We start from the raw sequence: 18,482 nt of genomic DNA on the forward strand, positions 1-18,482 counted from the left end.
TTCATGGAGGTGGCGCGTGCGGTCGTGCGTGCGGGACCGGGGACGGTGACCGTGCCGGGGCGCGCGCGTCCACGCGCGCCCCGGTGACGGCCGCCGTGCACCCTGTCCGGGTCCACGGCCACCGGCCGGGAGCCGTCCCTCCCGGCCGGAGCTCTGCGGCGGCTCAGCCCTGGGCGGCGATCCGCGCCAGACGCTGGGCCTCGGCCCGCGTGGAGCGGGCGATCTCGTCCTCGTCGGCGGTGAGCAGGCGTCCGTTCTCCACGATCTGGCGCCCGTTCACGAACGAGGCCGTCACCGGGGCGGCGGCGCCGAGGACCAGCGCGGTCACCGGGTCGGCGATGGAGGCGTGGGCGAGGGTGTCCAGCTTCCACAGCACCAGGTCGGCCAGCTTGCCCGGTTCCAGGGAGCCGGTCTCGGCCGCCCGGCCGAGGACCCGGGCCCCGCCGTAGGTGCCGAGGCGCAGCGCCTGACGGGCGTTCAGGGCGGCCTCGCGGTGGGCGCCGAGGCGGTTGATGAGCAGCGCGTTGCGCAGTTCGGTGTGGAGTTCGCCGGACTCGTTCGAGGCGGTGCCGTCGACGCCGAGGCCGACCGGGACACCGGCCGCGAGCATGTCGGGGACCCGGGCGATGCCGGCCGCCAGCCTGGCGTTGGACGACGGGCAGTGCGCCACGCCGGTCCCGGTGCGGGCGAAGGCGGCGATGTCGGAGTCGTTCATGTGGACGCAGTGCGCCATCCACACGTCCGCGCCGAGCCAGCCGGTGGACTCGAAGTAGTCGGTCGGGCCCATCCCGAACAGTTCGTGGCAGAACTTCTCCTCCTCGACGGTCTCCGAGCCGTGGGTGTGCAGGCGCACCCCCTTGCTCCGGGCCAGTTCCGCGCCCTGGCGCATGAGTTCGGTGGAGACGGAGAACGGGGAGCAGGGGGCCACGGCGACCTGGGTCATGGCGTCGAAGGAGGCGTCGTGGTGCTCGTCGACGGTCGCGGCGGTGGCGGCGAGCGCGCCGTCGAGGGACTCGACGGCGAAGTCCGGCGGCAGTCCGCCGTCCTTCTCGCCGCGGTCCATGGAGCCGCGGGCGAGGGTGAAGCGGACGCCCAGGTCGCGGGCGGCGCCGATGATGGCGCCGGAGAGGTCGCCGGTACCCCGCGGGAAGACGTAGTGGTGGTCCATGGCGGTGGTGACGCCGCCGCGGGCCATCATGGCGAGCGAGCCCCGGGCCGCCGCGCGCACCATCGTCTCGTCGATGCGCGCCCAGGTCGGGTAGAGCGCGACGAGCCAGTCGAAGAGGTTGTGGTCCGTGGCCAGGCCCCGGGTGATCCACTGGTAGAAGTGGTGGTGGGTGTTGACCAGGCCCGGGGTGGCCAGGTGCCCGCTCGCGTCGATCCGGCGTACGACGTTCGCCAGGCCCTCGGGGGCGGCGCCCGCGCCCACCGACTCGACGCGGTTGCCGGCGATGACCACGTGCCCGGAGGCGAACTCGGTGTCGTGCGCGTCGACGGTGGCGATGGAACAGTTCTCGATGACGGTGCGCCGGACGGCTGCCACGGTGTGTCCTTTTCGCTCTGTGGAGAGGGCACGGCAGGACCCTGGGAGTGTTGAGTGCCGCGGCCCCGGTGCCGGATCCGGGGGCCGCGGGTGCCGAGAGTGCGACGGGTGCCCCCAGCCCCTGAGGGCACCCGGGTAGGTCACGCGGGCCGGAGGCCGGTCAGAGGTTGGTGAGGTCCACCGGGATGCGCGGCTCGCGGCCCTCGCGCAGGACGGTGGCCTCGATCAGGCCGTACGGGCGGTCGGCCGCGAAGTACACGGCTCCGTCGGCGGTGTCGTTCTTGAGGCCGAACGGCTCCAGGTCCACCAGGAAGTGATGCTTGTTCGGCAGGGAGAAGCGGACCTCGTCGATCTCGTCCCGGCTGTCGATGATGCGTGCGCCCATCTGGTACAGGGTCTGCTGGAGGGACAGCGAGTACGTCTGCGCGAAGGCCTGGAGCATGTGCTTGCGCACCTGCTCGTAGGACTGCTCCCAGTGCGGCATGGGGTCGGCGTCGTCGCTCCAGTTGAACCGCCAGCGGGCGGAGACCTGGGTGGCGAGGATACGGTCGTAGGCCTCGGGCAGGGTCGTGTACTTGTCCTTGACGAAGCCCCAGAACTCGGAGTCGGTCGTGTTCATCACGACGAGGTCCTTCAGCCCCGAGACGACCTCCCACGACGAGCCGTCGTACGTGATCTGGGTCAGGCGCGTCTCCTGGCCCTTGCGCACGAAGGAGTGCCTGGCCTCGTCGGCGCCGGCGGACGGCCAGGCGGTGCCGGAGGTGTCGATCCGCTCCCAGGCGTACTCCTCGATGCGGATACGAGCGGTCGTGATCGGCTCCTGGCTGGTCACGAAGTGCCGGGCCAGGTGGATCCCGAACTGTTCGGCCGACTCGATGCCGTGCTCCTTGGCGAACGCGTAGACCGTGTTCTTGGTGGTGTCGGTCGGCAGGACGCTGGCGTTGGAGCCGGAGTAGTGGACCTCGTCCATGTCGCCGGAGAGCGCGACGGAGACGTTGAGGTCCTTGACGTGGTGGGTGGAGCCGTTCCGCGTGATCTTCACGACTCGGTTCTCGGCCTTGCCGTACTGGTTCTGTCCCAGCATCACAGGGCGGCCGGGGCGGGAATTGTCTGCCATCTTCTGCTAGCTCCCTCGGTATACGGAGTAGCCGAACGGGTTGAGCAGCAGCGGTACGTGGTAGTGCTCGCCGGGCTTCACGGCGAAGGTGATCGCCACCTCGGGGAAGAACGCACCGCTGTCCCGATTCGCGGGGGCGTCCTGCTGCGCATCGGCTTGCTTCTTCGCGGTTGTCCCGAAGTACGGCTCCACGGCGAAGTCGAGCCGTACGTGGGTCGTTCCCTCCGGCGGCGCCGGCAGGTCCTTGCAGCGGCCGTCCGCGTCGGTCGCGGAGCCGCCGAGCACCTGCCAGTGCGCCGTGTGCCCGGCGCGGGCGGCGAGCCGGACGGCGACGCCGGCGGCGGGGCGGCCGACGCTGGTGTCCAGGATGTGGGTGGACACCGAGGCTGTGGTGCTGGTGCTCATGCCGCGTCAGTCCTCTTCGACGAGTCGGGCCAGTCGGATACGGTTGATCTTGCCCAGTTCGGCGCGGACGATCTCCCGCTCCCGCTCGGGCGAGTTGCCGATCCGCTCCCGGACCGCGTCCCGCATCTGCTCGCCGGTGCGTCCGGTGGCGCAGATCAGGAAGACATGGCCGAACGCCTCCTGGTAGGCCAGGTTGAGTTCGAGCATCTCCGCCCTGAGTTCCCCGGAGGCGCCCGCCATGCCGTGCTGTTCGCGGGCCGAGGCGGGGTCGCCCGGCTTCGGGCGGCCGATCGGCGGATGGCCGGCCATGGCCTGCGCGAGGTCCTCGGCGGTCAGCTCCGCCATGGCCGAGTCACTGGCCGCGTAGAGGTCGTCGGTGGTGGCGTAGGGGCGGGCGGCGAGCAGCCGGGTGACCCACACCGTGGCGGCGCAGGCCTCATGGAGGGCGGCGGAGGCCGCGTGTTCGTCGAGGACGTTGAACCGGGTCAGACCCGGGGACGCGGAAGTCGAAGTCACGGGAGCCTCCGTGGCCGGATGCGGTGATGCGGCCTTCATGGCCTGATGCGGCCGTCGTGCCGAACGGGCTGCCGTCAGCTAACGCCCTCCGCGTGACGGCGTCAACACTTTGTTGAAAATTCGGGTGACCGGCCCGGCGCCGCTCAGCTCTCCTTCTCCCGGTTGAGGTAGTTGTAGACGGTGAAGCGGCTCACGCCGAGCGCGCTCGCCACGGTCTCCACGCCGTGCCGCACGGAGAAGGCGCCGCGCGCCTCGAGTATCCGTACGACCTCCTGCTTGGCCTTGCGGTCCAGGTCGGCGAGCGGCTCGCCCTTCCTGCGCTCCATGGCGGCCAGGATGTGATCGAGGGAGTCGCCGAGCTGCGGCAGGCGTACGGCGACGACGTCGGCCCCCTGCCAGGCGAGCACGACATCGTCGGGGCCGGCCTCGTCGGGCGGGTGTATCTCGCCGCCCATGGCGTCGACCAGCGGCTTCAGGGCCGCGATGAAGGACTCGTCCCCGCCGCCGGTCATCTGCCGTCCTCCCCGACCACGTTCACCTGGAGCGAGATCCGGGTGGCGCCGGCGGCCAGGGTCTTGCGCAGCAGGGCGTCCACGGCCGTGAGCACCGCGTCGGCACCGCCCTCCGCCGTGTTGCCGAACGGGCCGACGTCCACGGCGTCCAGCGCGGCACCCTCGACGACCTCGCGGGCCACCAGCGCGTGCGCCGGGGCCTCCTCGAGATCGAAGGGCTCGGTCGTGAACTCCACTCTCAATCTCACGCGCTCAACCTAACGCCCGGCACCGGCTTCCGCCGAGCCCCTCTTGACAAGCGACGACGGCCGACGGCAATCTTCCATTAAGCAGAAACGAACTTCCGTAATACGGAAATCGCGACCACGGAAGGGAGCGCCGGACCTCATGCCGGGTTCCGAACCGAGCACCGCCTCCGCGCAGCGCTTCGACGTCAACCTGTCGATCCTCTTCACGGAACTCCCGCTTCTGGAGCGCCCCGCGGCCGCCGCCGCGGCCGGCTTCGGCGCGGTCGAGCTGTGGTGGCCCTGGGCCGACTCCGCCACCCCCGCGCGGTCCGAGCTCGACGCCCTGCGCGGGGCGATCGAGGACGCGGGCGTCCGGCTGGTCGGCCTGAACTTCTACGCGGGACAGCTGCCAGGACCGGACCGCGGCGCGCTGTCGATCCCCGGTGCGGAGTCGGAGCGGTTCCGCGCCAACATCGACGTGGCCGCGGACTTCGCCGGCTCGCTCGGCTGCGGGGCGCTCAACGCCCTCTACGGCAACCGGGTCGAGGGGGTGGACCCGGCCGAGCAGGACGCGCTGGCGCTGGAGAACCTGGTGCTCGCGGCGCGGGCGGCCGACCGGATCGGGGCGATCCTGCTGGTCGAGACCCTCAACGCGCCGGAGTCACCGCGCTATCCACTGGTGTCCGCGCCGGCCGGGGTCGGCGTGGTCGACAAGGTCAACGCGGCCACGGGCCTGGACAACGCCCGCTTCCTGATGGACCTCTACCACCTGTCCATGAACGGCGAGGACCTGCCGCGGGTGATCGAGCGGTACGCGTCGAGGACCGGCCATGTGCAGATCGCCGACAACCCCGGCCGCGGCGCGCCCGGCACGGGCACCCTCCCCCTCGACGACCTCCTCGCCCGGCTGCGCGCCGCCGGTTACGAGGGCTGGGTCGGCCTGGAGTACAAGCCGGGCGGACGCACCGGCGCCGAGGACTTCGCGTGGCTGCCGGCCGAGGCCCGAGCGGCCGGCTGAGCGCCCCCACACAGACGTAGCGGAGCAGTCAGAGAGGCACCCTCACCATGAGCAGTCTTCCCAAGGTCGCCTGGATAGGCCTCGGCATCATGGGCTCCCCCATGTCCGAGAACCTGGTCAAGGCGGGATACGACGTCACCGGCTTCACCCTGGAACAGGACAAGCTGGAGCGCCTGGCCGCCGCCGGCGGCACGGCGGCCGGCTCGATCGCCGAGGCCGTCAGGACCGCCGACGTGATCATCACGATGGTCCCGGCCTCCCCACAGGTCGAGGCGATCGCCTACGGTCCCGAGGGCATCCTGGAGAACGCCGCCTCCGGCGCCCTGCTCATCGACATGTCGTCGATCACCCCGCGGACCTCGGTCGACCTGGCGAAGGCGGCCGGGGACAAGGGCCTGCGCGTACTGGACGCCCCGGTGTCGGGCGGCGAGGCCGGGGCCGTGGAGGCCGTGCTGTCCATCATGGTCGGCGGCGAGCGGGCCGACTTCGACGAGGCCCGGCCGCTCTTCGAGGCGCTGGGCAGGACCATCGTGCTGTGCGGCCCGCACGGCAGCGGACAGACCGTCAAGGCCGCCAACCAGCTGATCGTCGCCGTGAACATCCAGGCGTGCGCCGAGGCCGTGGTCTTCCTGGAGAAGTCGGGCGTCGACCTCGAAGCGGCGCTGGACGTGCTGAGCGGCGGCCTGGCCGGCTCCACCGTGCTGACCCGCAAGAAGGACAACTTCCTGACCCGCGACTTCAAGCCGGGCTTCCGGATCGACCTGCACCACAAGGACATGGGCATCGTCACGGACGCGGCCCGCAACGTCGGCGCCGCCCTGCCGGTCGGCGCCGTGGTCGCGCAACTGGTCGCCAGTCTGCGCGCCCAGGGCGACGGCGGCCTCGACCACTCGGCCCTGCTGCGCGCCGTGGAGCGGCTCTCCGGCGCGCGGGTCTGACACTTCCGGGCCGCGGCGCCGCCGACATCTGTCCTGTCGCGCCCAGGCGGTGCCGCGGCCCGGAACCCACGTCAACGAACCGTTGACATCCTGAGAGCTGATCACGAGACGGCGTCCGGGGCCTGACGGGAGGTCACGCCCCGGACGCGGCCCGCCGTGGCCGAGCGACCCGGTCGAGGGACGCTCACCGGTCGGCGGGCGGGCGAGGACCGCGGCGGTGTGCGAGCCAGTGCGGTGGTGAAGGTCCCGAGGCTCCTTCTCGACCTGAGGGGAGGGCCCCGGCACCGTCGCCGCGGTCCCGGCCATCCGCCCCGCCGGAACCCACCCGAACCCCATCGGCCGGGAACGCCGGACGCGGACGGTCCCCGCGTCCGGCGCTCCCGCGTGGTTCCGGGGTGCGGATCGCCGCCGCCCGCAGGAGCCTGAAGGCATGACTCTTCCACCGACCGAGTTCCCGCACATCGTGGTGCACGCTCCGGCACTGGACGGCTCCCGGCGGGTCACCACGGGTGACCAGACCCTCGGCATCGCCAGCCACCTGGACGATGTCGTCGAGATCCTGCGCATGGCCGACCTGGACCGGATCGAGGTCGAGCAGAGCGACCTCATCGAGTGGCAGGGCGGGGGCCCGGACGACTGGCCGGGACTGTCGGAGCACGAGGGCCGATGACGACCCGTACGGCGCCGGGCGTATCCGGTCTACGCAATCCTCAAATCATCCTCTGAACCGGCCCGCCGAGGCTTCACCCGCCCCCCTCGGCGGGCACATCCTTGTCACGCGGGGCCCGCCGGCACGGGGGCGGCGGGCCCCGCACAGGGGGGTGGGTCATGAGCAGCGACGCGACGATCCGGCTGGAGCCGTACGCGATCGCCCGGCTGCGGGGAGGTGACCGCGCCGCCGTCACGGTCGCCGTACTGGACCTGCATCTGCGCGGCGCCGCCGCCGCGGGCCGGCCGGGCACCCTGCGCAGTGCGGGCCCGGCGACGGGACCGCCCCTGGCGCCGCTCACCAAGGCCGTGCACGCGGCGCTCCACCGGCCCGCGGGCCTGCGGCAGTTGCTGGACCGGCCGGGGGTCCGCCGGGCGCTCACCGACCTGCGCGGCGAACTCGGGGCGGCGGGCCTGCTCAGGACGTTCCCGCCGGGCCGCACCCGCGCCGCCCGCCGCACCCTGAGGGCTTCGCGCGCGGAGCACCCGCCGCCCACCGACGGGTCCGGTCTGTCGACGCGGGACCAGCTGCTGGCCGTCGCCCTGTACGGCGACCAGGCCCTGACCGCGCTGGTGCCCCGCTTCGCGCGGGAGGCGGGGCTGATCGGCCGGAGCGGGAACACCGACGGTGAACTGTCCTGGGGCAGCGGGGGCCAGGGCTGCGGAACGGCGTGAGCCCGCGGGCCGCGGCGCGGTCCCGGAGACGGGAGGCGGGAGGCGGGGGCGGCCCGGCCTCCCCGGCCCTGCCGCGCCCGCGTCGGGCCGCCCCCGCGTCGGGCCGCCCCCGCGTCGTGCCGCCCCCGCGTCGTGCCGCCCCCGCGTCGTGCCGCCCCCGCGTCGTGCCGTGCCCGTGTCGTGCCGCCCTCGCGTCGTGCCGTGCCGACCGGCGGGTCAGACCTTCAGGGTCCTGATCGAGGTCGGCGCGTGACCGGGCTCGGTGGCGATCTCCTCGAACTCCACGACCTCGCCGATGTCGTTGGTGGTCGACATGGAGATGTTCGTGACGCGCTCCAGGATCGCCTCGACGACGACCGGCACCTGGTGCTCGGCGGCCAGCTTCTTGGCCTGCTCGAAGGCGGCGGCCAGCTCGTTCGGGTCGGTGACCCGGATGGCCTTGCAGCCCAGCCCCTCGACGACCTTCACATGGTCGACGCCGTAGACGCCCAGTTCGGGCGAGTTGATGTTCTCGAACTCCAGATTGACCTGGAAGTCGATGTCGAACGCCCGCTGTGCCTGGCGGATCAGGCCCAGGTAGGCGTTGTTCACCAGGACGTGGACGTACGGGATGCGGTGCTGCGCGCCGACGGCCAGCTCCTCGATCATGAACTGGAAGTCGTAGTCGCCGGACAGGGCGACGACCGGCGCCTGCGGGTCGGCCTTGGCCACGCCCAGCGCGGCCGGGACGGTCCAGCCGAGCGGCCCCGCCTGACCGCAGTTGATCCAGTGCCGCGGGCGGTGGACGTGCAGCATCTGGGCGCCCGCGATCTGCGAGAGACCGATGGTGGAGACGTACCGGGTCTCCGGTCCGAAGGCCTTGTTCATCTCCTCGTAGACACGCTGCGGCTTGATCGGGATGTCGTCGAAGTGCGTACGGCGCTGGAGCCGCGCCCTCTTCTCCTGCGCGGCGGCGGCCCAGCCGGAGCGGTCGGGCAGCCCACCGGCCGCGCGCAGCTCGCGCGCCACCTCGACGAAGAGCTCCAGGGCGGCCTTCGCGTCGGAGGCGATGCCGTAGTCGGGGGCGAAGATCCGGCCGATCTGGGTGGGTTCGACGTCGACGTGGACGAAGGTCCGCCCGGCGGTGTAGACGTCCAGCCTGCCGGTGTGGCGGTTGGCCCAGCGGTTGCCGATGCCGAGGACGAAGTCGGACTCCAGGAAGGTCGCGTTGCCGTAGCGGTGCGAGGTCTGGAGGCCGACCATTCCGGCGTTCAGCTCGTGGTCGTCGGGCAGGACGCCCCAGCCCATCAGGGTCGGCACGACCGGGACGCCGGTCAACTCGGCGAATTCGACGAGGAGTTCGGCGGCGTCGGCGTTGATGACCCCGCCACCGGCGACGATCAGCGGCCGCTCGGACGCGTTGAGCATCCCGATCGCCTTCTCGATCTGGGCGCGGGTCGCGGCCGGCTTGTAGACCGGCAGCGGCGCGTACGTCTCCGGGTCGAACTCGATCTCGGTGAGCTGGACGTCGACCGGCAGGTCGACGAGCACCGGACCGGGTCGGCCGGAGCGCATGAGGTGGAAGGCCTGCTGGAAGACGCCGGGGACCTGGGCCGCCTCCAGCACGGTGACCGCCATCTTGGTCACCGGCCGGGCGATGGCGGCGATGTCGACGGCCTGGAAGTCCTCCTTGTGGATCACCGAGGTCGGGGCCTGGCCGGTGACGCAGAGGATCGGGATCGAGTCGCCGAGGGCGGAGTAGAGCCCGGTGATCATGTCCGTGCCCGCCGGGCCCGAGGTGCCGACGCAGACGCCGATGTTGCCCGGTCGGGTGCGGGTGTAGCCCTCGGCCATGTGTGAGGCGCCCTCGACGTGGCGGGCCAGCGTGTGGTGGACACCCCCGGCGGCCTTGAGCGCCGCGTAGAAGGGGTTGATCGCCGCGCCGGGGACACCGAACGCGTCGGTGACACCCTCACGCTTGAGGATCTCGACTGCCGCGCGGGCAGCGGTCATACGAGCCATGGAGTACTCCTGCTTCGGCTGTCGGCTTCGCTCTCCCGTCGCGCCCCGCGTGAGAACTACGTCCTGGCGGACTTCAGACTTCGGACTGTGACTGCGCATGCGCAGTCTCCAGATTTCCGCATTACGGAAACTAACTTCTACTATCTGGAATCAATGTAGGCGGGCCGGGCGAAGGCAGTCAAGGGACGGACAGGCGGGGCCCGGCTGGAGGACGATGGGGCACTGTCCCCACGAGACGTCGTCCTGGAGCGGGCCATGTCCGAGAGCGTGCCGGTGCGCTGCCCGGCCTGCCGGCGCGAGCGCCGCTACACGGCGCCCTCCTACCCGTGCGCGTGCGGTGCGCCCGTGGCCCCACGACTGGACCCGCGCGCGGCGCCGACCGCCCTCGCCCACCAGGTCTGGGAGGAGCAGTGGGTCACCCTCGGCTGTACCTCCTGCGGGCGCCGGACCCCGTGGCCCGCACCGGAACTGGGCTGCCCGTGCGGCACGCTGCTGCGCATTCCGGTCGCGGGCGGACCCGAGCGTCCGGTCACGGGCGAACCCGCGCACCCGGCGACAGGCGGACTCGCGCCTCCGCCGACGGGCACACCCCCGCACCCGGCGGCGGGCAGGCCCGAACTCCCTTCGACGAGCGGCCCCGTTCCCCCGTCGACGAACGAGCCCGCGCCTCCGACGACGACCGGCCCCGCGCTCCCGTCGCCGAACGACCACGGACCCGCCGCGCCGGCCCCACCCCCGCCCCCGGCCGCCGACCCGCCCACGCCCCCGAGACCCGGCGCACCCGCGCCCCGGGCCGCGCGGCCCGCCTTCCGGCCCGTCCCCATCCGTACCGCCGTGGACGCGATCACGGCCGCCGCCCGCTATCTGCGCGGGCTCGGCTACCCGGACGTCCGCCGGGCCGACCAGCGACCCACGTCCGGCATCGGGCTGGCCGCCCGCGGCATCCTCGCGCAGGTGGATCCGACGGTCCGTCCGGCCGCCGTACGCGATGTGGAATGCCTGTGGCTGACCGCGATGACGGACTCCTCGGCCTGCGCCTACTTCTCGCTCGCCGGCTACACCCAGGAGGCCCGCCTTCGCGCCGACGCCCTGGGCGTCCCCCTCTTCGTCCTCGACCTCCTGGGCAGCCCGCGCCCGGTGAACGGCCCGGCGGACCGGCTGCACGCGTCGGGCACGTCCTGACCGACGCCGGGACGACACGGCACTCCGCCGCACCGCCACCACGGGCACGCCCCGGCTCCGTCAAGGAGCCTTCAGACCTCGGGCTCAGACCTCGGGCTCAGACCGTACGGCCCACTTCTCGCGCAGTTCGATCTTGCGGACCTTCCCGGACACCGTCATCGGGAAGCCGTCCAGGATCTGGAGCCTGCTCGGGATCTTGTAATGGGCCAGCCGGTCCGCGCAGAAGGCGCGCAGTTCCGCCAGCGTGAGCGGGTCGGCCGGGTCGGCCGGGATGACGCAGGCGAGGACCTCCTCGCCGTACCGCTCGTGCGGCACCCCGACGACCTGCACATCGCGGATCTTCGGGTGGGCGTAGAGGAACTCCTCGATCTCGCGCGGGTAGATGTTCTCCCCGCCCCGGATGATCATGTCCTTGATGCGTCCGACGATCTCGACGTACCCGTCGTCCCGCATCACGGCGAGGTCGCCGGTGTGCATCCAACGCCCGGGGTCGACGGCCTCGGCGGTCTTCTCCGGCTCGTCCCAGTAGCCGAGCATCACGCTGTAGCCGCGGGTGCACAACTCGCCCGCGCCGCCCCGCGGCCGGGTCACCCCGGTCGCCGGGTCGACGATCTTGACCTCGATGTGCGGCAGGGCGCGGCCGACGGTGCCGGTGCGGTGCTCCAGATCGTCGTCCCTGCGCGTCTGGAGCGAGACGGGGGACGTCTCGGTCATGCCGTAGCAGATCGAGACCTCCTCCATGTGCATCTCGGCGACGACCCGCTTCATCACCTCGACCGGGCAGGGCGAGCCCGCCATGATGCCGGTCCGCAGCGACGAGAGGTCGTAGTCCGCGAAGTCGGGGAGGTTCAGCTCCGCGATGAACATGGTGGGGACGCCGTACAGGGAGGTGCAGCGCTCCCGCTGGACGGCCTCCAGGGTGGCCTTCGGCTCGAAGGACGGCGCGGGGATCACGATGCACGCGCCGTGGGACGTGGCTCCCAGGTTTCCCATCACCATGCCGAAGCAGTGATAGAACGGGACGGGCAGGCAGACGCGGTCCTGTTCCGTGTAGCCGACCGTACGTCCCACCCAGTAGCCGTTGTTGAGGATGTTGTGGTGGGAGAGCGTGGCGCCCTTCGGGAAGCCGGTCGTGCCCGAGGTGTACTGGATGTTGATGGGGTCGTCGCAGCTCAACTCCGCCTGGAGGCGGGCGGGGCGGTCACGCGGCACACGTGCGGCGCCCGCCGTGAACGCCGTCCATGAGGGGTCGCCGATGTGGACGACGTCCCGCAACTCCGGGCACCCGCCCCGGACCTGGGCGACGAGCGCCCGGTAGTCGCTGCCCTTGTGCGCGAGGGAGGCGAACAGCACCGAGATCCCGGCCTGCTTCAGCACGTACTCCAACTCGTGCGCGCGATAGGCCGGGTTGATGTTCACCAGGATGACGCCGATGCGGGCGGTGGCGTACTGCACGAGCACCCACTCGGGGCAGTTGACCGCCCAGATGCCCACCCGGTCGCCCTTGGCCGCCCCCAGGGCGAGCAGGGCGCGCGCCACCTCGTCGACCGCCGCGCCGAACTCGGCGTAGGTCCACCGCCGTCCGGACACCACGTCGACCAGTGCCTCACGGCCGGGCCACGCGGCGACCGCCCGGTCGAGGTCGGCGCCGATGGTGTCGCCGAGCAGCGGGACCTCACTGGTCCCGTGGGCGTAGGAGAGCGCGGTCACCGGAAGTCCTCCTCGCGGTACTCGTCCGCCGAGCCGGCCGCCGTGGCCTCGCGCAGCTCGATCCGGCGGATCTTGCCGGAGACCGTCTTGGGCAGCGGGGCGAACTCCAGGCGGCGGATGCGTTTGTAGGGCGCGAGGACCTCGCGCGCGTGCTCGAAGAGCACCTTCGCCGTGTCGGGGCCGGGTGTCCAGCCCTCGGCGAGCACGACGTACGCCTTGGGCACGGCCAGCCGCAGGTCGTCCGGGGCGGGCACCACGGCCGCCTCGGCCACCGCCTCGTGCTCCAGCAGGGCGCTCTCCAGCTCGAAGGGGGAGATCTTGTAGTCGGAGGCCTTGAACACGTCGTCGGACCGCCCGACGTAGACGATGTATCCGTCCTCGTCCCGGGCGCCGATGTCGCCGGTGCGGTAGTAGCCGCCCGCCATCGCCTCCGCCGTGCGGTCCGGGTCGCCGTGGTAGCCGGTCATCAGGCCCACCGGCCGCGCCGACAGGTCGAGTGCGATCTCGCCCTCGGCCACGCCGGGCGCGCCGGACACCGGGTCGAGGAGTTCGACGCGGTAGCCGGGGCTCGGGCGGCCCATGGAGCCCGTCTTCAGCGGCTGCCCGGGGCTGTTGGCGACCTGCACGGCGGTCTCGGTCTGGCCGAAGCCGTCCCTGATGGTCACGCCCCAGGCCCGCCGGATCCGCTCGATGACCTCGGGGTTGAGCGGTTCGCCCGCCGCGACGACCTCGCGCGGCGGGGTGCGCAGTCCGGTCAGGTCGGCCTGGATGAGCATGCGCCAGACGGTGGGCGGGGCGCAGAAGGTCGTCACGCCGGCCCGGTCCATCTCCGCCATCAGCCGGGCCGCGTCGAAGCGGCTGTAGTTGTGGATGAAGACGGTCGCCTCGGCGTTCCACGGCGCGAACAGGTTCGACCAGGCGTGCTTGGCCCAGCCGGGCGAGGAGATGTTCAGGTGCACGTCGCCGGGCTTGAGGCCGATCCAGTACATGGTGGCCAGATGCCCGACCGGGTACGAGAGGTGGGTGTGCTCGACCAGCTTGGGGTGAGCGGTGGTGCCCGAGGTGAAGTAGAGCATCAGCGGGTCGTCGGCCCGGGTCGGCCCGTCGGGGGTGAAGCCGGGGTCGGTCCGGTACAGGTCCTCGTACGACAGCCAGCCCTCGGGGGCGGCACCCACGGCGACGCGGGTGTACGCGCCGGGCACCTCGTCGAACTTGCCGGTGTCCTCGGCGCGTACGACCACGTGCCGGACCCGGCCGCGCTCGACGCGGTCGCGCAGGTCGGCGGGGCCGAGCAGCGGGGTGGCCGGGATGACGACGGCGCGCAGCTTCATGGCGGCCAGCGCCGTCACCCACAGCTCGGCCTGGTTGCCGAGCATGACCAGGATCCGGTCCCCGGCGCCCACACCCTGCCCGCGCAGCCAGTTCGCGGCCTGGTCGGAGAGCACGGACAGCTCGGCGAAGGACAGCCGGGTCTCGGAGCCGTCCTCCTCGACGATGTGCAGCGCGATGCCGGCGTTGCCGTACGCGATCACGTCGAACCAGTCGAGCGCCCAGTTGAAGTGCTCCGGGCGCGGCCAGACGAAGCCGTCGTAGGCGGTGGCGTAGTCCTCGCGGTGTTCCAGCAGGAAGTCCCGCGCACTGCGGAAGAGCTCCGTCGCCGTCGTCATATGTCCTCCTCGGTGCCGGACCATTGCCGGGCCGCTCTCTGCCATCGTGTAATCCGTGATGCGGGTCTCACTACCCCCGAACGGGGGTGTGCGCCGCACGCAGGCCGCGATGAAGGGGCGAGAGGGGTGAGAGCGTGGCAGCAGACGCGAGCGGGGTGACGGAGATTCGCGGCGCGCTGGCCCGCCTGCGCCGCACGACCGGGCTGCCGGTGGCCTTCGGCGGGCTGGTCGACGTCGGGCGGCGGCAGATGCGCATCAGCGAACTGAGCGGCAACACGACCCCCGCGCTGAGCGCGCTCGCGGTGACCGCGGGCAACGGCCTGGGCGGCAAGGCGGTGGCCCTCGCCCGCGCCTGCGCGGTGACGGACTACTCCTCCTCGCGGCAGATCAGCCACGAGTACGACTCGGCGGTCGCCGCGGAGGGGCTGCGCTCGGTCCTGGCGGTGCCGGTCGTCGTACGGCGCCGGGTGCGCGGTGTGCTGTACGGGGCGCTGCGTACCGCCCAGCCGCTGGGCGACCGGACGCTGACGGCGGCCGTCGAGGCGGCGCGGGACGTGGAACAGGCGCTGGTGGTACGGGACGAGGTGCGCGACCTGCTGACGGCGGTCCGGCCGGCCCCGGCCGCCGAACCGGGTGCCGCCGCCTCCTGGGAGCAGGTGCGGGAGGCGCACGCGGCGCTGCGCGCGCTGGCGCCGAGGATCACGGACGCGGGGCTGCGCGCCGAACTGCTGGCGGTGTGCGGGCTGCTCACGCCGACGGCACCGGAGGGCGCGGCGGGTCTGACGCCGCGGGAGGTGGACGTGCTGGCGTGGGTGGCGGCCGGGGCGACGAACGCGGTGGCCGCGGAGCGGCTGGGGCTGCGGCCGGAGACGGTGAAGGCGTACCTGAGGTCGGCGATGCGCAAGTCCGGCGCCCACACGCGCGGAGAGGCCGTGGCGGCGGCGCGCCGGACGGGAGTGCTGCCGTAGCTCCCGTCCCGAGTTCCGCGGCCGGCCCTGCACCGGGGAATCGGACGTGAACCGAGGGAACCGGACGTGAACCAAGGGAACCCGACGCGGACCAAGGCCCGATGGTCTACGCCAGCGGTCTTGAAATCGGTCACTTTCGGACAGAATGAAGGCTTCTCATTCAGCGGACCCGGCCATGAATTTCCATATGCATCAGCGTTGTTATATCCCTCACCACGCCGTCCGTCCGAATTTCAAAGAGACGTTGCCTAGAATTTGGTCCGGACACGACACACGGAGGGAGCGGTAACCGTGCAACGGGACTTCCAGGAGCCTGCCCGATGCCGCCCCGACCTGGTCATCGGCAGGGAGGAGTTGTTCACGGCGGCCCGCGAGCAGCTCGGCCGAGGCGGCAGTGTGCTGCTGCACGGCCCCGCCGGAATAGGAAAGTCGACCGTGCTGCGGGCATTGGCCGCGGAATACGCCCAGGTGGCCCGTACCGTGTTGCGCTGCTCCGCGACCGAGTCAGAATCCCACCTTCCGTTCCTCGCCCTCGCCGACCTCCTCGGCCTGGCCCTCGACGAGGTCTCCGACAAGCTGCCCGCCGCCCAGCGCACCGCGCTGGAGTCGGCGATCACCGGCCGCGGCGAGTCCACCCTCCAGCGCGACGGCCTCGCCCTGCGCCTGGCCGTGCTGTCGGCGCTGCGCGCCCTCGCCGCCGCGGGACCCGTCCTGATCGTCGCCGACGATCTCCAGTGGCTGGATTCGGCCAGCGCCGAGCTTCTCGGGTTCGCCGCCCGCCGCCTCGGCGACACCCCGGTGCAGATGCTGTGCGCGGTGCGGACCGAGGGCCAGGAGTACGACCGCCAGCTACGCGCGTCGCCGCCCGACACCCTCGCCGTACGCCTCAACCCCCTGTCCCGCGCCAACGTCTCCGCGCTGCTCGACGACCGCGGCTACACCGACCTGCCCCGCTCCACGGTCCGCGACATCCACCGCACCAGCGGCGGCAACCCGCTCTTCGCGCTCGAACTGGGCCGCGCCCTCGGCGAGAACCCCACCCCGCCCAGACCGGGCGAACCGCTGCCGGTGCCGACCTCGCTGCGCGCCCTGGTCCTCAGCCGCCTCGACATGCTGTCGGACGACGTCCGGCGCACCCTGCTCGTGGCCAGCGCGGGCGCCCGCCCCACCCTCTCGCTGCTGCTCGCGGCGGGCCGCGAGAACGCCGAGGCGGAGACGGCCCAGGCCGCCCGGCTCGGACTGCTGGCGACGGAACCGGAGGGCCCGGCCGTACGGTTCGCGCACCCGCTGATCTCCGCCGCGCTGTACGCGGAGGCGCCCGCCCAGGAGCGTCGGGCCGCGCACGTGGCCCTGTCCACGGCGGCGTCCGACCCGATCGAACGGGCCCGGCACCTGGCCCTGGCGACCACCGGCACCGATCCGGACGTCGCCGCCCGGCTGGCCGGCGCCGCCGCGCTGGCCCGGGACCGCGGTGCCCCGTCGGTCGCCGCGTCCCTCGGGCTGCTCGCGGCCCGGCACACCCCGGCGGGCCGCACGCCCGGCCCGGACGACCGGCGGTTGCAGGCCGCGGAGGACGCGATCACCGCCGGCGAGGTGGAGCTCGCCCGGGACATCGCGCACGACGTGCTGACCCGCGCCACCTCGCCCGCCGAGCGGGTGCGGGCCTGGATGGTGGTCATCGAGTCGGCGGGGCAGGCCCTGGGGGACGTCGACGCGGCGTTCCCGCAGATGCTCGCCGACGCGGGCGACGACCCTCGGCTGCTCGCCCTGGTCCACTACCAGCTGGCCTGGCGCGGGCTGGTCGTCGAGGGCGACTTCGGCGAGGCCCGGCAGGAGGCCTCGCACGCGGCGGAGCTGGCCGCGCGCGGCGGCGACCGGCGCACCGAGCTGATGGCGCTGTCCTTCCAGGCCTCGACCGAGACCCTGATGGGCCACGCGGACGCGCCGGCGACCATCAAACGGGCGCTCAAGGAGCCGCAGGACCCGTATGCGGCGTGCCATCACAACGGCGCGGGCGCGGCCAGGTTCCGCTGGCTGATGATGAGCGACCAGCTGCCCGAGGCCCGCACGACCATCACCGCCCTGCTGCGCGAGGTGCAGCGGCGCGGCATGGTCGAGAGCGAGGTGCACTTCCAGCGTTTCCTGGCCGAGACGGAACTGCGCTCCGGCCACTGCGGGCGGGCCCTGGACCTGGCCCGCGAGAGCCTGCGGCTGGCCCGGGACTCCGGTATCGGACTCGGCGCCTCGGCCATGCTCACCTCCCTCGCGGAGTCCTCGGGCGGAGACGTGGACCGGGCGCTGGAACTGGCCCGGGAGGCGGCGGAGCGGGCCGAGGAGGATGGCGACCAGATGTACCTCTCCCGGGCCCTGGCGGCCTTCGGGTACGCCCAGTTGGTGGCCGGGGACGCGGCGGGCACGGTCCGTTCGCTGCGCCGGGTGCGTGAACTGGAGCAGGGGCTCGGGATCATCGACCCGGCGCGCGGCCGCTGGCAGAGCGACCTCGCCGAGGCCCTCGTACGCATCGGGGAGCCGGGCGAGGCGCAGGACGTGATCGACGTCTCGCGTGAGCACGCGCTGCGGCTGGGCCGGGAGAGCGTGCTGGCCGTACTGGACCGGTCGGAGGCGCTCGTGCGGGCGGCCCGCGGCGACCAGGAGGCCGCGTTCTCGCAGCTGACGTCCGTTCAGGACCGGCTCGCCAAGCTCGGATACGGGCTGGAGGAGGCGCGGGCCGCGTTCGCCCAGGCCCGGCTGCGCACGGGGCGGCCGGGTCCGGCGTCGTACGACGAGGCGGCGCGGCTGTTCCGGCGCTGCCGGGCGCTGCCCTGGCTGCGGCAGGTGGACGCGGCGGCCGCGGAGGAGCCGGTGGAGCCGGTCGTCGCCGTCCCGCGCGATCCGGCGCTCGACGCGCTGGAGGGGCTCGCGGCGATGGAGCGTCAGGTCGCCGCGCTGGTGATGGAGGGCGCGACCAACCGGGAGATAGCCGCGCGACTGTACATCAGCGTCAAGACGGTCGAGGCGACACTGACCCGCGTCTACCGCAAGCTGGGCATCCGCTCGCGGGTGGACATCGTCCGGCTGGCGGCGGGGCGCCGCGCGAAGTGAGCGTCCCGCGGGTTTACTGCAAGGACGGGTTTGCCGAGGGGCCACCGAGGGTTTTCCCTGCCCAACTCCCTTAGGGGGTTCCCTCATTGGGAGGCGGCTGCTCCGGGTCCTAGTTTTTGGGGTGTGCCGCCGACCCGGGCACACGGAGGCCGGTCCCGCGACCTCCGTGCAGCACCCCCCACACCCGCGCGCC

Annotated in this window: 16 protein-coding genes; 7 read left to right on the forward strand and 9 right to left on the reverse strand. The window is 72.7% G+C overall.

The features are described from left to right. Positions 1-163: 163 nt before the first annotated feature. The 6 genes from ACWCQK_RS03160 to ACWCQK_RS03185 form a co-directional block, all read right to left on the reverse strand. Complete coding sequence (locus ACWCQK_RS03160) at positions 164-1,543, reverse strand: 8-oxoguanine deaminase (protein ID WP_451151257.1); 1,380 nt, start codon at positions 1,541-1,543, stop codon at positions 164-166. Between the two features lie 160 nt (positions 1,544-1,703). Then, positions 1,704-2,660 (reverse strand): factor-independent urate hydroxylase, encoded by a 957-nt coding sequence (gene pucL / locus ACWCQK_RS03165; protein ID WP_451151259.1) that lies wholly within the window; start codon positions 2,658-2,660, stop codon positions 1,704-1,706. 6 nt (positions 2,661-2,666) lie between these two features. Then, positions 2,667-3,065 carry a hydroxyisourate hydrolase gene (gene uraH, locus ACWCQK_RS03170; RefSeq protein WP_451151261.1) on the reverse strand — a complete coding sequence of 133 codons (399 nt, stop codon included), beginning with the start codon at positions 3,063-3,065 and terminating at the stop codon, positions 2,667-2,669. Positions 3,066-3,071: 6 nt separating this feature from the next. Continuing rightward, complete coding sequence (gene uraD, locus ACWCQK_RS03175) at positions 3,072-3,581, reverse strand: 2-oxo-4-hydroxy-4-carboxy-5-ureidoimidazoline decarboxylase (RefSeq protein ID WP_451151263.1); 510 nt, start codon at positions 3,579-3,581, stop codon at positions 3,072-3,074. A gap of 143 nt (positions 3,582-3,724) precedes the next feature. After that, complete coding sequence (locus ACWCQK_RS03180; RefSeq protein ID WP_451151265.1) at positions 3,725-4,093, reverse strand: helix-turn-helix domain-containing protein; 369 nt, start codon at positions 4,091-4,093, stop codon at positions 3,725-3,727. After that, positions 4,090-4,341, reverse strand: a complete 252-nt coding sequence (locus ACWCQK_RS03185; protein ID WP_451151267.1) for a hypothetical protein — start codon at positions 4,339-4,341, stop codon at positions 4,090-4,092. The genes ACWCQK_RS03180 and ACWCQK_RS03185 overlap by 4 nt, the downstream gene beginning before the upstream one ends. A 139-nt stretch (positions 4,342-4,480) precedes the next feature. Between ACWCQK_RS03185 and ACWCQK_RS03190 the strand changes: the two genes are divergently transcribed. The 4 genes from ACWCQK_RS03190 to ACWCQK_RS03205 all read left to right on the forward strand — a co-directional run bounded on the left by ACWCQK_RS03190 (position 4,481) and on the right by ACWCQK_RS03205 (position 7,659). Continuing rightward, positions 4,481-5,338, forward strand: coding sequence for a TIM barrel protein (locus tag ACWCQK_RS03190; RefSeq protein WP_451151269.1), 858 nt, complete (start codon positions 4,481-4,483; stop codon positions 5,336-5,338). Positions 5,339-5,385: 47 nt separating this feature from the next. Next, positions 5,386-6,276, forward strand: coding sequence for a 2-hydroxy-3-oxopropionate reductase (locus ACWCQK_RS03195; RefSeq protein WP_451151271.1), 891 nt, complete (start codon positions 5,386-5,388; stop codon positions 6,274-6,276). Between the two features lie 430 nt (positions 6,277-6,706). After that, on the forward strand, positions 6,707-6,946 hold the full coding sequence (locus ACWCQK_RS03200) for a hypothetical protein (protein ID WP_451151273.1): 240 nt from the start codon (positions 6,707-6,709) through the stop codon (positions 6,944-6,946). Positions 6,947-7,104: 158 nt separating this feature from the next. Further along, the gene (locus tag ACWCQK_RS03205; RefSeq protein ID WP_451151275.1) at positions 7,105-7,659 is read left to right on the forward strand and encodes a TIGR04222 domain-containing membrane protein; all 555 of its coding nucleotides are present in this window, start codon (positions 7,105-7,107) and stop codon (positions 7,657-7,659) included. 216 nt (positions 7,660-7,875) lie between these two features. On the opposite strand, the gene gcl is transcribed toward ACWCQK_RS03205, so the two are convergent. Continuing rightward, the gene (gene gcl, locus ACWCQK_RS03210; RefSeq protein WP_451151277.1) at positions 7,876-9,660 is read right to left on the reverse strand and encodes a glyoxylate carboligase; all 1,785 of its coding nucleotides are present in this window, start codon (positions 9,658-9,660) and stop codon (positions 7,876-7,878) included. A gap of 255 nt (positions 9,661-9,915) precedes the next feature. On the opposite strand from gcl, the gene ACWCQK_RS03215 reads away from it, so the two are divergent. After that, on the forward strand, positions 9,916-10,842 hold the full coding sequence (locus ACWCQK_RS03215) for a hypothetical protein (RefSeq protein WP_451151279.1): 927 nt from the start codon (positions 9,916-9,918) through the stop codon (positions 10,840-10,842). Between the two features lie 84 nt (positions 10,843-10,926). On the opposite strand, the gene ACWCQK_RS03220 is transcribed toward ACWCQK_RS03215, so the two are convergent. Further along, positions 10,927-12,552: an AMP-binding protein gene (locus ACWCQK_RS03220; RefSeq protein ID WP_451151281.1), complete on the reverse strand. Its 1,626-nt coding sequence runs from the start codon at positions 12,550-12,552 to the stop codon at positions 10,927-10,929. After that, positions 12,549-14,219 carry an AMP-binding protein gene (locus tag ACWCQK_RS03225; protein ID WP_451151283.1) on the reverse strand — a complete coding sequence of 557 codons (1,671 nt, stop codon included), beginning with the start codon at positions 14,217-14,219 and terminating at the stop codon, positions 12,549-12,551. Before ACWCQK_RS03225 ends, ACWCQK_RS03220 begins: the two co-directional genes overlap by 4 nt. A 134-nt stretch (positions 14,220-14,353) precedes the next feature. Between ACWCQK_RS03225 and ACWCQK_RS03230 the strand changes: the two genes are divergently transcribed. Both ACWCQK_RS03230 and ACWCQK_RS03235 read left to right on the forward strand, forming a co-directional pair. Continuing rightward, complete coding sequence (locus ACWCQK_RS03230) at positions 14,354-15,187, forward strand: response regulator transcription factor (protein ID WP_451151285.1); 834 nt, start codon at positions 14,354-14,356, stop codon at positions 15,185-15,187. 291 nt (positions 15,188-15,478) lie between these two features. After that, complete coding sequence (locus ACWCQK_RS03235) at positions 15,479-18,289, forward strand: AAA family ATPase (protein ID WP_451151287.1); 2,811 nt, start codon at positions 15,479-15,481, stop codon at positions 18,287-18,289. The last annotated feature ends 193 nt before the right edge of the window (positions 18,290-18,482 follow it).

The organism is Streptomyces sp. NPDC002306 (assembly GCF_053593435.1).

What these genes read in the sequence shown, in the direction of transcription:
- pucL (WP_451151259.1), bottom strand. Translation starts at nt 2,660, where the DNA reads ATGGCAGACAATTCCCGCCCCGGCCGCCCTGTGATGCTGGGACAGAAC.
- uraH (WP_451151261.1), bottom strand. Translation starts at nt 3,065, where the DNA reads ATGAGCACCAGCACCACAGCCTCGGTGTCCACCCACATCCTGGACACC.
- ACWCQK_RS03180 (WP_451151265.1), bottom strand. Translation starts at nt 4,093, where the DNA reads ATGACCGGCGGCGGGGACGAGTCCTTCATCGCGGCCCTGAAGCCGCTG.
- ACWCQK_RS03190 (WP_451151269.1), top strand. Translation starts at nt 4,481, where the DNA reads ATGCCGGGTTCCGAACCGAGCACCGCCTCCGCGCAGCGCTTCGACGTC.
- ACWCQK_RS03195 (WP_451151271.1), top strand. Translation starts at nt 5,386, where the DNA reads ATGAGCAGTCTTCCCAAGGTCGCCTGGATAGGCCTCGGCATCATGGGC.
- ACWCQK_RS03200 (WP_451151273.1), top strand. Translation starts at nt 6,707, where the DNA reads ATGACTCTTCCACCGACCGAGTTCCCGCACATCGTGGTGCACGCTCCG.
- ACWCQK_RS03205 (WP_451151275.1), top strand. Translation starts at nt 7,105, where the DNA reads ATGAGCAGCGACGCGACGATCCGGCTGGAGCCGTACGCGATCGCCCGG.
- gcl (WP_451151277.1), bottom strand. Translation starts at nt 9,660, where the DNA reads ATGGCTCGTATGACCGCTGCCCGCGCGGCAGTCGAGATCCTCAAGCGT.
- ACWCQK_RS03215 (WP_451151279.1), top strand. Translation starts at nt 9,916, where the DNA reads ATGTCCGAGAGCGTGCCGGTGCGCTGCCCGGCCTGCCGGCGCGAGCGC.
- ACWCQK_RS03225 (WP_451151283.1), bottom strand. Translation starts at nt 14,219, where the DNA reads ATGACGACGGCGACGGAGCTCTTCCGCAGTGCGCGGGACTTCCTGCTG.